We start from the raw sequence: 14,973 nt of genomic DNA on the forward strand, positions 1-14,973 counted from the left end.
TGCTAAATCTAATCCGTGGTATATGCACTCTTACAAACCAGCAAATCAATTGCTTGCGGCAAGAAAATTAGTGAAGCTATGGGTTCAGCAGTTGTTGTCGATAATGCTCTGCACGTTGATCAGCCCGGTCATCCATTTGCGGTCCTTTCTGGATTGTACGCCAGTCAATGGTTTTTTTGTAAGGTTTCATAGCAGCCTGCGGGTCAAAAATACGGGCATCGGGAAAAACAATGTCGTAAGGGCGATAGTCCGGTTTGTCGGTGAAATAATCCTGTAGAAGTGAAGCGGTCAGGTCATACTGATTGACATAAGGCACGCCAAGTATGTTGTACATGGTTTTCAGGATTGAACCGAAATTTGCGTGGCGATGCGATACATAGCCACGTTTGACATACGGGCCAGCCATCATCAGGAGCGATCGGTGCGCATCGATATGATCGACCCCGCCCTGCGGATCATCTTCCGTGATAATGACGAGCATATTCTTCCAGTATTTTGTCCGTGATAAAAAATGCAGCATCCGGCCAACGGCCAGATCATTGTCGGCCATGTACGAATGAAGATAGGGGTACCCAACCGTTGGCCGGGGTCCTGCTCCGTGATCATTGGGAATCTGTACCGTTACGAATTGGGGCAGCCGCTGTTTGCCTTTTAGCCATTTAGCGGTGAATTCCCGTTCAAACTGTTCCATACGGTACTGATCGGGAACGTTGGTGTTATAACCGGCGAAATCACGAGACGTATGCGGAAAGACTGCCTTGGGCATCGGAAACACAACCGACTGTGCAGCGCCAAATGAAGTGGTGGTCCATTCTTCAACTGCACCCGCGTACTCGTTTGCCTGGCCGAAATTATAGAGGGAAACGTTAGCCCGTTCGAAAGCCTCCCACAAGCCTCCAATTTCATTATAATCTTCAGGATCAATAGCCCCGGATGCTTTTGGAAATCGTCGACCCGGTGCTTTAGAATCAGGTTCCAATCGTCCGGCCGAAGCCGCATTCGCTTCTACCCACTCATTCGGAATGGTGCCCAGCATCCAGTGATGGCCATGAATGCTGGCGTCAGAATCGCAATAAAAATTATCCGAGAACGCAAACTGCTGCGCAATCCGCCGGTGATTCGGCATAATATCCGCAGCCGTTATGCGCACACTATCGCCTTGGTTATCCATCGTTCGGCCACTCGTGCCCCGGGTGGTTGAGAGCCGACTTTTTATGGTTACACCCACGCCAAAGCGGGCCAGTGTGGAGTCTCCCCGGCCAGTGGGAAGTTGCCCCAGTACTTCATCGTACGTCCTGTTTTCTTTGGTAATGTACACGATGTGTTTGATGGGTGATTGACGCGATTTAGGCAAAACGGGCAGTGGGTTTTTGCCATCGTCGCTGACCGTAACAGTCTGGTAGGTATTCGCTAAAACCTGTTTAGTGTAGATCGCCAGCTGAGCCGCATCAGGGACAGGAACCGCCTGAAATGTACCAAGTTGAATGTCGCCAATGTATGTACCCTGTGGCGGCTTCACAAAACCCTGCCCACCATTCGGGCCAGCCCCGTATCCTCTTGCCGATAGAATGTACAGCGTTTTCTGGTCTGGGGAAAGCTTTACTCGGGTGGGGCCCCATCCCGTCGGAATCAGGCCCCGCACCCGGCGCGTCGGGAGATCAACAACAGCTACGGCGTTGAAAGCTAGCAGCGCTACATAAAGCGTTTTTTCGGAATTATCAGTAGCATCCAGAGGTAAGGCAAGACCAAACGGCATCAGGCCCCGATAGCGATCAAGTTTTGGATCTACTTTTAAGGGAATGGATCCGACCAGCTTTTTGGTTTTGTAATCGATTACAGAAATGTTGTCGTTGGTCGCATTGGAGACGTAGGCATACCGATTGCCGACCACGACCGAATTAGGCGAAGCGCCACCGACTACTTCAGCTTCTTCGATCATTTCGCCAATCTGAACGCCTGTTTTGAACCGGCTGATGACCTTGTTAGTGCGTAAATCCACCGTCCAGACACTCATGGCTTCATCGGCCAGTGGACTGCCTAGTCCCGGGATTCGCCGGCCTTCCACTTCTACCCCCGCTGCTGATTCTTTGGTATGAGCGGCATAAGGCGGAAACTTGAGTGCCATCGTGTCTTTGTTGGTTTTAGTTACGCCGGGCACTTTAGGGTACGCATACAAACCCACATTGGCCACAAACGCCAGTCTACGGTCAGGACTGATGGCGAGCCCAAACGGTTGTCGCCCGGTTGGTATTGAGGCTGTGATTTGCTTGGTTGTCAGATTAATACGTACCAACCGGAAATTGGCTCGGTCAAGGACTAACAGTTCGTTTCCATTGAGTAATAGATCGGATGTGAAACTATCCGTATAACCATTCCCATCCAGATTGATACTATCTGTCGTTCGGAGTTGGTCAGTATCGAAAATAAGTACTCGGCCTTTGTCTCCATTACTCAAAAAGACAGTCCGGTTGTCGGAGGCAAACGCTACACCCAGAAAAGATCCCTCTTTTAAGGCCGCCGGGATTGTACCCGCATAATCAGGAATTCGGGTTCCTTTTAGCTTAACAAGGTCGAGTACGGTCAATATACCATCATGAAGCGACACGGCCCGCTGTCCATTGGGTGAAAGCGTCAGGCCGAAGGGGTCATTGGCAATTCGAATCGTCTGACCTGCCGGGGTCACATACCGACCACTCGGCAAAATCGACTGGGCTGTGGTATCGATCCGGCAAAATTCAGTGCGACCGGGTACTTGAAGGGTTGTATAGGTTCGCTGTGCAATACCAGGAAGCGAGAGAAAAAGGAGCGTAAAGAGAAGAAATAGATGCACCGTATTGATAGTCAGTTAATTTGATAAGTGTAGGGACCCATATACTATTTTTAACCGAATTGGCAATTCGGTTCAGTAACTAATACCCTATCTACCAGCTACGCTAAAGTGGACTAGCTTAGCCTACTATCACAGCTGGTAGATAAGGTCGATTCGTTCAAAAACTATAATAGTATTTTGATTCCGTTAGTCCCCATGTTGGACTGACACGCCAGCCGCCTTGTTTACCGTTTATTATCCAAAGATAATTCCAGTCTGACATTGGTATGTTACCTCATTATTAAGGATTTAGATTCAATCGGCACTATATTCTTCCTCTTGAGCCTGATAAGTTAGATACTTCCCGGGGAAAAGGACTTATCGTAGACGTATCCAGAAAAGTTGAAACTCAATTGATCGTTGTTTCGATGTGTCAGTAGAAAGGAGTGTCACTACTTTTTTGTTTTTTTGCTGGACTTGCCAAAAACACTTAAGGCGGTCCCTGCCGACGTGGAACGGGACAAATCTTTAAGCAACCTATTGGAATTGCCCATTATGCTAATTAAAAGGAAAAAGATAACCCAGCGCTGGCCGTATTGGGGCGCCACTGCAATGCTGGCGCAGTGCCATCGATGCCAATTGTACCGCACGGGCGGCCCTGCATCTTTACGAGATTGGCTCCCAATTTCCACATACCTATAGAAATCTATTCGTTCAGATTACAGTCGTTTAATTGAAAGCTACTATCCTGCACCTATTTTATTTGTAAAGTATATAAATCTAAATTTTTATCCGAGATTACTTTTGGCTTAAATATGATTAGTGAATTTTCTAATTTCGTTCAGCTAATCCCTCTTTTAATTGGTTTGTACGTAACCTAAGTTGTTCCATTTCGGTCGGCGCAACGGCTTAATCCCTATGAGGTCCTCCCGAAAAGCGTACCGGTCAAAGATTGAGGATCGGACGTTCATTTGCTTGCTTTTCCTTCCCCTTTCCAACCTCATCCGGCGTCAATCCGCCTAGGGAACTATGCGGCCGAAAGTCATTGTATTCTTCCCGCCATTGCGCGATTTTCTCTCGGGCATCGTCTAGCGACAGGAACCAGTGAGCGTTCAAGCACTCGTCTCGGAAACTCCCGTTAAACGATCGCACCGGCGACCCGGTCAATAAACGGGTTATCCGTTGGTTTACCAAGCCGTGAGAAGTCTAGGGTCACCTCATGCTCATAGGCCAATAAGTCTAACACTTTTGAAATAAATTCGCTACCATTATCGACCGCTCAGGCGGCCCTGCTGAATACGGTTTGGCACTCCACCTAATTCGACTCGCAACGCATCCATAATGGCCACCACATCGGTTCCCTTTAAAGACTGTCCGACATGGATCGCGACACATTGGCGACTAAAATTATCGACTATAGTTAAAGCCCGTATTTTTCGACCGTCAAAGAGTTGATCGCCTACGAAGTCCATGCCGCAACGGCGGACCGTTCCAGCACTGATCAATACTAGAAAGTTCTGGTCGTTCCAGTCGGTGAGCGGCTGCCCGTTTACGTCTAGGTCGCTTGCTGCGCAGATTCAAGCCCTCCAGACAGTACAATCGATGAATCCGCTTATGCCGGGTGGCCGGTGCCATTGTCCCGCCAACCTTCCCGCCTGAGCAAGGTGGCGATGCGACGGCTCCCATAGCGTACACGAGTTTGTGCGATGTCCCGAATCCGCTTACGAAGCACTGAATCATCACGTGATTTCCCTTTGTAAAACCAACTTGATCGTTTGATCGTTGCAAGGCTACCACTTTGCAGGCCCTCCGGTTGGATACCTGATAGTCTTTCATCAAGCTCTGGGCCAGCCCTCGACGCTGGACTGACCCGCACGGGCGGCCCCGTCAAAGCTTTTTTTGAGCATATCCTGAAGCATTTGTTTGTCCAGGCTCAGGTCGGCCACTAGCTGTTTCAATTGACGATTTTCTTCTTCCAACTGGTGTAATCGTTGGAGCTCAGCAACACCTAACCCGCCATATTTCTTACGCTCCGGCGCCCCGGTTCCAATTATAATAGGTAGCCTCGCTAATACCCATTTTACGACATACTTCGGCCACGGCCACTCCAGTCTCAGATTGTTTGAGAGCAAAGACGATGGCTCCGGCCACCCAGTTGCGATTCGGTGAACTTCGTTTTCTTCATGACAATTGTCTGCTTGTTTAAGGTAATACAATTGCCCGATTTTCTCTACTTTATACTGGAACGCTTTTCCGGGGGGACGTCAGTCGAGGCCCAGACCAGAGCGGCCCTGTTTTTGGGTAGAGACGCGGTAGTAAGCGATGTAGCGCATAATGGAGACAAGTTGGTATAAGCGGGGATAAATCGTGGGTAAGATAGGCAATTTCGGTTATCTACCACGGATCACGAACGCTCATTCCTGATTCGTGCCTACACAATAATCCGTTCATCAAAACGACCATACTAGCAGAAAGATATACCATTAGTTTGCTATATATAATACAACTAAAACAATTAGCGACTACTTTTAAGCCATAAATGGGTGCTACCGTGGTGCTGTAGGTCTACCTTATTAGTCTCTAAATAAGAAAACGTACAATATAAGGCTGGTATATTACTTCTCTTCTTTTCATTTGACTCCTATGCGCACTAAAAAGAAACACGTCATCCGGATCGTTTTTGATGTCCTCGATGAAACCAGCCACAACAACTGGCTGACCAAAGATTTGTCCGTGGCGGCTACGGACCCCGATGAAGCGATCGAGTGGGTCTTTGCTGAAATGCAACGGCAATTCAATCGGACGGATATCCGACTCGCCCGGGTGCGGATTTGTGCTTAATCGTCTGGGCACTTGGCCAGTTGGTACATCCGGGCTGTAGTACTACCGTGTCTAGCTACCTAGACGGATGTGATCCTAACCAACAGGTCAAGCCAGTACCCTGCCCGTATTCGCCCTTGTTTGGTTATAATCCTGGATGATCTGAGACGCAAAATCTGCCTAGCATGGGTGATTGTATTGGGCAAATTCGTCCCAGTGGCAGTGGGTTATGTTTACTTGAGCGGGCATCTAAACAACCGCCACCATATAATCTCAGAGAGCGTTCTAGCTTATCCCATACCAGTGGGGAAAATGGAGTTCTGCTTTGAAGAGCTGGTGAAGAGCCATTTTAGTCTTGATATCGATTAAATCAAGTGTCATGGTGGATTTTTACCTAGGTTAGCTGCCTGGAAGAACTAAATAAGGAGGCAATGGTATAATAACTCGTGACCATAAACGGTAAAGAAAGGATTGGATGGACTAAATTGAGTAAGAGCTCTTTGGTACTTTTTTTAGACAAGTAAGTTAGTTGTCTAACCTCATTAAAATTGCCAAAATTGCACCATTCCTAGATACCAACAAAAGACTTATTTACCCTAATGCATACACTATTTCCAATATGGAATTGGCTCAACAAATACCTTTACTCGTTGTATCTGATAGTTATAGGTAACCATCAGATTAACCTATTGATCGGTGGCTAGCCTCGAAGTGAACCCTATAGGGTACAGGTAAACAAATAGGCTCTCATAAGTGAAACAAGACCTATTCTATCCAATGCTATAGGTCTATAATCTCTTCCAATACTGCACAGAAATGCAGTAAAAAGAGTAACTTAAGGGAAAACAAACCATCGGGTTTTGTCATTGCGCTTGCCAACCAAGTTTCGCTGCCCTACTCGCAGCCAATTGACATGAGGCCTGTAAAGCTGGTCATACACCGCTTTACAGGCCTCATGCATATATTTTCACCGCAACCGACTTGAATCAACAAACCTGCCCGCACAGGGTCGTTTACCCATGAAGTACAGAAAAGAAAAAATGAGCAATGAGTTTACCAAACACCTATTCGATTTTACGGGTAATCCCACCCCTTTTCACATGGTGGTGCATCACTTTACGGACACTGACAAGGGGGGTCCTCATTGTCACCCCTTCCGGTTCACGACTCATATTTTGAAAGGCGGCTATACGGAGCGGGTTTATCAACTAACTGAAAAAGGGGATTGGCAGTATGCCGATGTGTTTCGGGCACCAGGTACAACCCACGTGGTCGAAGCGGACTGCATTCACGAATTAGTCCACTTACCTCATGGGGAGTGCTGGACGGTGATGATTCCAGAAGAGAAGGTACGAGAACCCCGGTTTTGGCGATTTAACGGGGATGGTGCTTTTTGGCGGGTTTGGAACAAGCGGAAATGGGTCAAACAGGAATAATAAAGGGGAAACTACTAGATGCTGGGTCCATCGTGGCGATTTTGGAGGGTTAACTAGCAGTATCGGCTGCCGTGGATTCCTGCCATTGGCTGATCAATCATTCCACCCTAAATTGCCCGGGTTGAGGAAACTCCGATCGTGCCATTCATGTAAGGGGACCGTATGCCATCAAGACCTAGCTGACTCCTGCTGGTCAATTACGCACCATTGAATGCTTGTTTGTTGAATCAATTGGGAGCGTTCAGTTAAGGAACCTATTTTTGAACATCTTCAGGTTTGAATAATAAGATCGTGAAGGGGCATTTACTTAAACCACATGTTCACTGATGAAAGCGATTAGATGGACAAAATCATAAAATGTAAAATTGTGTTTAAAATAGAAGTAACCAATTACAACTAGTTCAAAATCTTAGGCAAAAAATAGAATATTTCCAAAATTATAGCGATCAAGCAACCCGCTATAATTTTTCAACTGGGTTTCGATACAGGTAAGAAAATCAGGTGTATAACTTAAAAATAGTTGTTTCAACAGAAGGTCCCCTAGAAGAAAAAAGATGGCATGATCCACGAAAACTTACGGAGCGATAGCCGGAGACAAAACCTCTTGCCTTCGCTGTCTATAAGCAGCCAGTTCGTGATTATAGTCAGCATCTCGGATAAGTGGATGCCTTGCCCCATACCACAGGATTAATCGTACGAATTTTAGTCCTCAGTTCGTACCAGGGATTGGTTTTCGATTCTGTAAAATGGATAGGACTACTAAATTGGGTCAGCTGATCCTGCAAAGTATGATCTCGACAACGCTTGAGCTTATCTTAGAACGCCTGGTCGGTGAGTCATACATCCGCTTCGGTGATGGCCGATAGCCGCAGGCCGGTTTGAATGAGCTTCGCCATCAATTCGTATAAGCCAATTGCGTTCATTTTCGACCAGCTTAACTCATTGGCGCTTATGTAGGTGTACCCTAGCTCATCGACACCGATCTGGTTGTCCTCGCCAATGACTCGCTGCAGCAGCGGTCAATAAACCCATCGCGAAAAAAGTAGTTCAACCGGTCGGCCCACAATGCCGGGGCGGGTTGCTCCAAAATAGGGTAAGCCTCTTCGTCAATGAACTCATGCCAGTTGTAACCGTCCGTACTTGGCTAATATGGGTGGGATGTCGAATTATTCTAGGTAGAGAGCTTTCATCCGCTCATGGTAGCTCTGCCCCCTAAACACTTGATCAATTACGTGGGGAAAAGCGGTAATCTGCTCCTTTACTGAAGTGCCAAGCCAGCAGCATGACCCCCACCGAATGCTGAAAGCGGGGGATGGGCTGAGTCATCCCCAAAAAGCCCGTAATGCAGTGTTGCAGGATGTGGTTCAGTCGTTGAAAGGCTTGGGTGTTGACTAATATGCTCAACACGGGCTCCTCAGTAATAACCGGGCCGTAAACTGAATCGGAGTAGTGCGTGGGTACAATTCAGGAGATTATAACGTGTCCAGAAATCCGTCTAGGGACAAACTGGACTTGCTAGCTTCTAGGGGACAAAAAGCTAGCAAGTCCAGTTTACTAAGTTAGTTACCATTACGACAAGCTTAAGGGCTAGTATAAAAAAGCGGGATCACTATAGATTTACCCCTTGTTTATCCAACTAGAATGTTGACTAAAACAAAATTCTATTTAATTAACTTGCTAAATAACAACTTTTTATAAAAAAATAAATCATTTTTTTAATCTAGTTTTAGGTGTAGAAATAGATCTATTATTTAAACTAATTTCAGATCGCTTTTATATATTTTTTTAAATCTATAACTAGGTGTAAATTAATATTTTTTTAGATTTAAAAAAATACCATAAATAGTATTGATTTAGATCTGTATTCTATACTTTTACTGCATCTAGAATATATACTAAACCGCATTTTAAATGATCATCTCTTTTAACTCAATTAAAGGTGGCGTTGGCAAGAGTACATTAGCGGTCAATTTTGCTGCTTGGCTAGTTCGTGAAGGATATGACGTACTCCTGGTCGATGGTGATGAACAGGAGACCGCCAGCGACTTTACAGCTTGGCGTGAGCAGACTCTCGGCAACACTGGTTATACTTTGGTGAATATGACTGGCGCAAACCTTCGTAAGCAGGTTGAGCAGATGAGATCCAAGTACGATCACATTGTTATTGATACAGGCGGTAGAGACACCACTAGTCAACGAGCTGCTTTATCAGTGGCTGATGTGTCTATGATACCATTTGCGCCCCGTAGTTTCGATTTATGGACGATTAATAAGGTTATTGAAGTAATCGACGAAATTCAGGCTATCCGAACAGAGCCTATTATTCCATACGCTTTTTTGAGTCGTGCTGATATCAGGAGTGCTGACAATCGTGAAGTAGCCCAAGCGCTAAGCGATTTCCAGCAGATTACATTCCTGACGCATCCAATTTGTAACCGAAAAGCATTTAGCAATGCGGCAGGGGTGGGGCTAGCCGTTTTTGAGGTTGAGCAACCAGATTTAAAAGCAGTCTCAGAAATTAATGCATTATTTAACCACGTACTTCATGGCCACAACACTCCCGCTACCGCGTAAGAAGCCGACAGAGGCTGAAATAGATGCTGTTATCAATAAAGGTGGATCAACTACCAAAAGAGTTGATAAATCGCTTGAAGGCGATGATACCGTAAAGTTTTTTAATCTCCGACTGACCTCTGGTGTGCTGAACAAAATCGCAGGGTTTCGTGAAAAACGGCCGCGTAAATTAGCTAGTCCTAAACTTGGTATTTCGACTCATGATTGGATATTGGAAGCGATAGAAGAAAAGATGCAGCGGGAGGGGCGAAAATATTCTATGTAGGATATGCATTGTCAATACTACGAATCTATCAATTGAGCACTTGAATAGTAGATTAAATTATGGGATACTCAAGGACTAAATAAATAGGTCTATAAAAATACAATTATTATAATTACTTGAATATCAGTTATTTACTTGTTAATCCCGTACAAAAACCTCGCATGGTTGGGTTTCTAACAATATGAGATGGACAGATAGATTGCAATTATAGCTAGTTAGTTTCCTATCACAGGTTATATAGTGCTGATTATCAGTACTATATAACCTGGTCCGTACAAAAACCTCGTGAGTCTGAAAGCATTCGTTGATGTTATCAGTTTTTAAAACTTAACCTAAGTTTATTTTTTGGTAATCCATTGTAGTACAAAGGTTTAACCTTATTCCCGTACAAAAACCTCGCGGAATACAATAATTTAATATTAGTGAGGTATTAAAAGGAAAGATTACCCTGATTCTTAGATATCTAAACCTACATTTTAATAGTTTAATCAAAAAGACAGGAATGAAATAGATAACTATTTTTAAAGCTAATGCATTGATTATCAGATAAATATTTATATTTCCGTACAAAAACCTCGTAGATATCTATATAAGGTTAGTGTAATTGACCTAATAAAATAGGTAATAGAGAATATGTTTTAATGGTCAATCTATTGATTATCAATTGCTTATAGTCTAATCTCGTACAAAAACCTCGTGGATGTAGGTTTCATTAGGAAGTATTTGATGTTTTCCTTTCCCTTAGCTTACTCGTTTTCTTTTTTTAGTTTTTCTTAGCTTTTTCTTTTTTTCCTTTAATCGCTTCTTTTTTCAAATTATTTGTGATTCAATTATATTTTAACTATTTTGATATTTATTGTCTTCATAAGTTTCTGGTTTATAGAATGATACGGCTATATCCCCGTACAAAAACCTCGTGAGGTACGTACAAAAACCTCGTGAGGTACGTACAAAAACCTCGTAACATTTTGACTTATCCCCGTACAAAAACCTCGTAGCAGTTTTTGAAGTCCGTACAAAAACCTCGTCATTTCCGTACATGTTAATTTATTTATTAGGTTTCGGGGGAAAATGTGGATAAGTATGAAAAAGCGTACACCTACTAATCAATTATCGCTGTTGAATTATGCGCGGATGAGTGCTATTCTGTTTCAGGGAAATGCACTGACTACAGCTCATTATGATATGACGGCACTCCAAAAGAACATTCTCTATATGGTGCAATCTCAGTTGGGAGCTGAAGATGCACCGGGTAAGGAATACTTAGTTCGGGTACGCGATATTATGGGGCTGACAAGTACAAAGAATCCCTATGAAGATTTGCGCAAGTCAACAGAAACCATGATGCAGAAGATTATGACGATTGCAGTGCCTGATGGTTTTATTCAGGTAGCTCCTTTTTCGTCAGTACAATATAATACGAAAGAGGGGACGATTGCAATCTGTATCGATAGTAAACTTCGGCCATATCTATTTAATCTGGATAATCGCTTTACGACGTATGGTTTAACGGAAGCAATGAATGTACCGGGCAAATATTCAAAGCGGTTGTATGAAATGCTTTCCCAATGGAAAAGTATGGGTCTGATGAAAGTCAACATGCCTGACTTGCGCTTACAGTTAAAACTGGAAGATAAATACCCAGATTGGGACAATTTTAAGCGGAGAGTATTGGACCCCGCTGTGGCTGAGATAAATCAGCATACTGATTTATTTGTCAAATACTATCCTGAACGCGAGAGTCGGCGAATTGCTTTATTAAAGTGGACCATCAAACTAAAAAGTACACATATTATACCACCAACTTTATCTGAGCTTGAGCAACGCCTAATCAGTGAATTTAAATTACGCCCGGATCAAGCTAAGTACATTACAACTAATTTTGATCCGGTCTTTATTTATAAGAAACTTCATGAGATAGTAATTCATAATGCAGACCGAAAGATTGTTAGTATGGGTGCCTATACAGCAAAAGTATTCGGAGTATTATGAGGCAAAATGCTCTGTTGCTAGTTCCTCGAAAGACAACGAATTTACTTAGACAATGGAAATGATGACATGCTCGGTTTGTAGTTGCAGTTAAATAACTTTTAGTTTTCTCAAAAATATGGGTAACCCTTACATCCAGAGGCAAGTAAATCATTTAAACCTATTGAAAGTTCTATTCATTTAAGTTTAAAATAGACGCTTTTGCCTCTAATAGACAAATTTGAATCATTTATTATCTCCTAAATAACTACTTTAAATTACTTATTTAGGATTTCAAGTCAATCAAAGAAAATCTTTGATAAAGGGGATACGCGTTGATTTATGGAAAGGGGAAAGAAAACTTAAGGCAGGAATAGTCTATTTTATTTACCTTTAGGGGAAATAAAATAGACTATTCCTATGGCTCTCAAGCGAAACGACCAAGCACCCATAGCCGCTATCCGGCTGGTGCTCAACCAGCACGCCGTTACCCTAACCCCCATCATTAACCAGGTCAGTGCCCTGCCCTAGGAGCCCCAGCTCGAATACTACTTCGTCCCCATGCAGCACATGGAGCAGTACCGACCCTACTTCCGCCCCGGTAAACCACTCAAAAACCTTAAACTCGTCAACTTCGAGCGACCCGCCATCTCCCTGTCCTTCTATATGAAGCATAAGTATAAACTCGAGCGTAACGTGTCGCCTGAGCAGGTCATTCACCATCTCAAAGAATACCGCGATGAACTACTCAATCGCTCCCTGGTCGAGCAACTCAGCCCCGCCCAGACGCAGGACCTACAAAGGAATGATGAACTCCTGCGCGCGATCCGAAAAACACCTGATGACTATCAATACTGTTTTTCCAACTATCATCATTACTACCGCTATTGGTACTGTATCTTTCGCTATTTCGCTGATGCCACCCTGACCCAGTTAGACAGTGATAATGAACATTTACTAAAGCATACTGAACGCATTAAGAATCAGGTCCATGAGCGGATAAATATTATCTTCATTGATCCCTACTATATTACCCGGCCCGTGCCCCAGGACAATAAATTTATTGACCGCGAGTTGGCCACCTATCCCACCCAGATCCGTCAGGGCATCACCACTTTATACATTCGCAAAACGACTTAGCTCTAGTAGATAAATTTCAACAAAAGGCTACGACAAGATGTCGCCTACGCGTCTAATGAACAAAACGCCTGAGCTCTTGGGACGTTTCAAACTGCTTCTAAGCGTCTAATTACTATCTATAACGATGCCGACTGAAATCGTTACAAAAGGGCATTTGTTTTGGAAGGACCGGCTGCTGGTGTGAATGGCAAAAAAGGCCGTAGGAAATTTAGTTGGAAACAAATCGATAATTTTACCTCCATGCCGGCCAACACGTTCTGCTATCAGCGGCCCCAAACACCGCAAAACGTTGAGTCGCTATGTAGACACGCAAACGGGCGAACCTCTGCCCGGCAAGTATGGACGCTGCGATCAGGAAAGTAACTGTGGTTATCACCTCAAGCCGTACTACAAAGGGGAAGTATTTTACCCCAGCTAGTGGGGATACCTCAATAGTAGTTAAAGTCCAATCAAAACCGACTTACAAAAGGGGTAAGACACCGCAGTTTCGGATACATTTTGACTCGATAACACTAAGACAGTTATAAAATCAAATACTTTCACTTAATATAATTTTAAAAATCGAGTAAAGATGAACCTATCTAACACCCAAAGAACTGTAAAACTCATCAGTAATCTTATTACTAATTATGATCTCACTCCTCAATACCTTAAACATAATTTATTGAGCAAAAAATTTCCGGTAGATCTACAGTTACCGTGGTGGTCTTATCGGGCAATAGACTATGTAGACACTATCGTAGAGTGTAAAGGTATTTGTCTGAATACTAGCTATTTACAACTATAACCTGCCTGTGCTGTGACTGACACTATTTTCATCCTCTTTGTTCTTTGCCTGAATGTTATTATCTGTGAATGGCTCAGTAAAAAGCCAGGCTTTCGGCATATCGGAACTGCTTTGCTGGTTATCATTCTGACGGCTATTGAAGCAAACGTTGGGCTGGTTCCAACGACCGAAACCCTCGTTTACGAAAGTATTTTCAATTATGGAGCTCCATTTTCGCTGTTCCTGTTGCTGTTAAGTGTGAATCTGAAAGACCTTCGCCGGGCTGGGCTACCAATGCTGGTGATGTTTCTGGTGGGTTCAGTGGGCACAATTATTGGTGTATTTGTCAGTGTGTGGGTTTTTTCCGCGCCCCAAACCGTTGGGAATTTATTTTACGCCTTGGCGGGGATGTTTACGGGAACCTACATTGGCGGGGGTATAAATTTCCATGCGGTAGCCCTTCATTACGGCGTGTCGAAGGCAGGCAATTTGTTTGTCGCGGCAACGGCTGCAGATAACATCATGACGGCCCTCTGGATGGTAGCGACATTGAGTTTACCAAACTTCCTGCAACGCCGTTTCCCACGCCACCAAACGCCACTTCAAACAGCCAGCAGCAATGTAGATCTCCTCACTACGGAGGCAAGCGCGGATGTATTTTCGGATTCCGAAACAATGAACCCGAATGATCTGGCTATTTTGCTCGCCTTGGGCTTAGGGTGTATCTTCCTCTCTAAACAGATTTCCGCAATAGTGACAGGCATTCCGTTTGTCTTAATTCTCACTACGTTTGCCCTGCTGTTGGCTCAGTTTCGAATCGTTAATAAGTTACGGGGTAGCCGCTTGGTGGGGCTTTTCGGCATCTATATTTTTCTGGCTGTAATTGGTGCATACTGCGATATTGTGACATTGCTGCATGACGGTCGATTGGCCATCGTATTGTTCGGAATGATTTTGTTACTAGTGCTTATTCATGCGGTAATTGTGTTTGGTGTGGGAGCTTTTTTCAAACAGGATTGGGATATTCTGGGTATAGCTTCCCAAGCCAATATCGGTGGGGCTACCTCTGCCCTGGCCTTATCCAGAAGCCTCAATCGTCCTGACTTACAGTTACCGGCCGTTCTGGTTGGATCGCTGGGCAATGCGATTGGAACTTATCTGGGAATACTAGTGGCGGAGATTTTACGGTAACAGT

Annotated in this window: 12 protein-coding genes and 1 pseudogene; 10 read left to right on the top strand and 3 right to left on the bottom strand. The window is 44.2% G+C overall.

Translation table 11 applies throughout. The features are described 5' to 3' along the window. Window positions 1-76: 76 nt before the first annotated feature. Window positions 77-2,830: a bifunctional YncE family protein/alkaline phosphatase family protein gene (locus ACFS25_RS27820; RefSeq protein WP_381507864.1), complete on the bottom strand. Its 2,754-nt coding sequence runs from the start codon at window positions 2,828-2,830 to the stop codon at window positions 77-79. 924 nt (window positions 2,831-3,754) lie between these two features. Next, window positions 3,755-4,994, bottom strand: a pseudogene (locus ACFS25_RS27825) (IS3 family transposase). Between ACFS25_RS27825 and ACFS25_RS27830 the strand changes: the two are divergent. Further along, window positions 4,993-5,163 (top strand): hypothetical protein, encoded by a 171-nt coding sequence (locus tag ACFS25_RS27830; protein WP_381507866.1) that lies wholly within the window; start codon window positions 4,993-4,995, stop codon window positions 5,161-5,163. The pseudogene ACFS25_RS27825 and the gene ACFS25_RS27830 sit on opposite strands and share 2 nt — an antisense overlap. Window positions 5,164-5,452: 289 nt before the next feature. Then, on the top strand, window positions 5,453-5,650 hold the full coding sequence (locus tag ACFS25_RS27835) for a hypothetical protein (protein WP_381507868.1): 198 nt from the start codon (window positions 5,453-5,455) through the stop codon (window positions 5,648-5,650). Window positions 5,651-5,914: 264 nt separating this feature from the next. Here the strand turns inward: ACFS25_RS27835 and ACFS25_RS27840 are convergent, their stop codons facing one another. After that, window positions 5,915-6,010 carry a barstar family protein gene (locus tag ACFS25_RS27840; protein ID WP_381507870.1) on the bottom strand — a complete coding sequence of 32 codons (96 nt, stop codon included), beginning with the start codon at window positions 6,008-6,010 and terminating at the stop codon, window positions 5,915-5,917. Window positions 6,011-6,648: 638 nt separating this feature from the next. On the opposite strand from ACFS25_RS27840, the gene ACFS25_RS27845 reads away from it, so the two are divergent. The 8 genes from ACFS25_RS27845 to ACFS25_RS27880 all read left to right on the top strand — a co-directional run bounded on the left by ACFS25_RS27845 (window position 6,649) and on the right by ACFS25_RS27880 (window position 14,969). Then, on the top strand, window positions 6,649-7,065 hold the full coding sequence (locus ACFS25_RS27845; RefSeq protein ID WP_381507872.1) for a hypothetical protein: 417 nt from the start codon (window positions 6,649-6,651) through the stop codon (window positions 7,063-7,065). A 1,266-nt stretch (window positions 7,066-8,331) separates the two neighbouring features. Further along, window positions 8,332-8,460 carry a hypothetical protein gene (locus tag ACFS25_RS27850; RefSeq protein ID WP_381507874.1) on the top strand — a complete coding sequence of 43 codons (129 nt, stop codon included), beginning with the start codon at window positions 8,332-8,334 and terminating at the stop codon, window positions 8,458-8,460. Between the two features lie 516 nt (window positions 8,461-8,976). Beyond that, window positions 8,977-9,639, top strand: coding sequence for an AAA family ATPase (locus tag ACFS25_RS27855; protein WP_381507876.1), 663 nt, complete (start codon window positions 8,977-8,979; stop codon window positions 9,637-9,639). After that, window positions 9,611-9,904 carry a hypothetical protein gene (locus ACFS25_RS27860; RefSeq protein ID WP_381507879.1) on the top strand — a complete coding sequence of 98 codons (294 nt, stop codon included), beginning with the start codon at window positions 9,611-9,613 and terminating at the stop codon, window positions 9,902-9,904. The genes ACFS25_RS27855 and ACFS25_RS27860 overlap by 29 nt, the downstream gene beginning before the upstream one ends. Before the next feature lie 1,083 nt (window positions 9,905-10,987). Then, window positions 10,988-11,896, top strand: a complete 909-nt coding sequence (locus ACFS25_RS27865; protein ID WP_381507881.1) for a replication initiation protein — start codon at window positions 10,988-10,990, stop codon at window positions 11,894-11,896. A 546-nt stretch (window positions 11,897-12,442) separates the two neighbouring features. Further along, the gene (locus ACFS25_RS27870) at window positions 12,443-13,012 is read left to right on the top strand and encodes a hypothetical protein (protein ID WP_381507883.1); all 570 of its coding nucleotides are present in this window, start codon (window positions 12,443-12,445) and stop codon (window positions 13,010-13,012) included. Between the two features lie 184 nt (window positions 13,013-13,196). Further along, window positions 13,197-13,430 (top strand): PG0870-related protein, encoded by a 234-nt coding sequence (locus ACFS25_RS27875; RefSeq protein ID WP_381507885.1) that lies wholly within the window; start codon window positions 13,197-13,199, stop codon window positions 13,428-13,430. A 381-nt stretch (window positions 13,431-13,811) separates the two neighbouring features. Next, complete coding sequence (locus ACFS25_RS27880; RefSeq protein ID WP_381507887.1) at window positions 13,812-14,969, top strand: DUF819 family protein; 1,158 nt, start codon at window positions 13,812-13,814, stop codon at window positions 14,967-14,969. Window positions 14,970-14,973: the final 4 nt, after the last annotated feature.

It is taken from the genome of Spirosoma flavum, from assembly GCF_042686045.1.
GTDB classification, from domain to species: domain Bacteria; phylum Bacteroidota; class Bacteroidia; order Cytophagales; family Spirosomataceae; genus Spirosoma; species Spirosoma flavum.

Coding starts and splice junctions, on each gene's coding strand:
- ACFS25_RS27830 (WP_381507866.1), top strand. CDS start 4,993: ATGACAATTGTCTGCTTGTTTAAGGTAATACAATTGCCCGATTTTCTC.
- ACFS25_RS27835 (WP_381507868.1), top strand. CDS start 5,453: ATGCGCACTAAAAAGAAACACGTCATCCGGATCGTTTTTGATGTCCTC.
- ACFS25_RS27840 (WP_381507870.1), bottom strand. CDS start 6,010: ATGACACTTGATTTAATCGATATCAAGACTAAAATGGCTCTTCACCAG.
- ACFS25_RS27845 (WP_381507872.1), top strand. CDS start 6,649: ATGAAGTACAGAAAAGAAAAAATGAGCAATGAGTTTACCAAACACCTA.
- ACFS25_RS27855 (WP_381507876.1), top strand. CDS start 8,977: ATGATCATCTCTTTTAACTCAATTAAAGGTGGCGTTGGCAAGAGTACA.
- ACFS25_RS27860 (WP_381507879.1), top strand. CDS start 9,611: ATGGCCACAACACTCCCGCTACCGCGTAAGAAGCCGACAGAGGCTGAA.
- ACFS25_RS27865 (WP_381507881.1), top strand. CDS start 10,988: ATGAAAAAGCGTACACCTACTAATCAATTATCGCTGTTGAATTATGCG.
- ACFS25_RS27870 (WP_381507883.1), top strand. CDS start 12,443: ATGGAGCAGTACCGACCCTACTTCCGCCCCGGTAAACCACTCAAAAAC.
- ACFS25_RS27875 (WP_381507885.1), top strand. CDS start 13,197: ATGGCAAAAAAGGCCGTAGGAAATTTAGTTGGAAACAAATCGATAATT.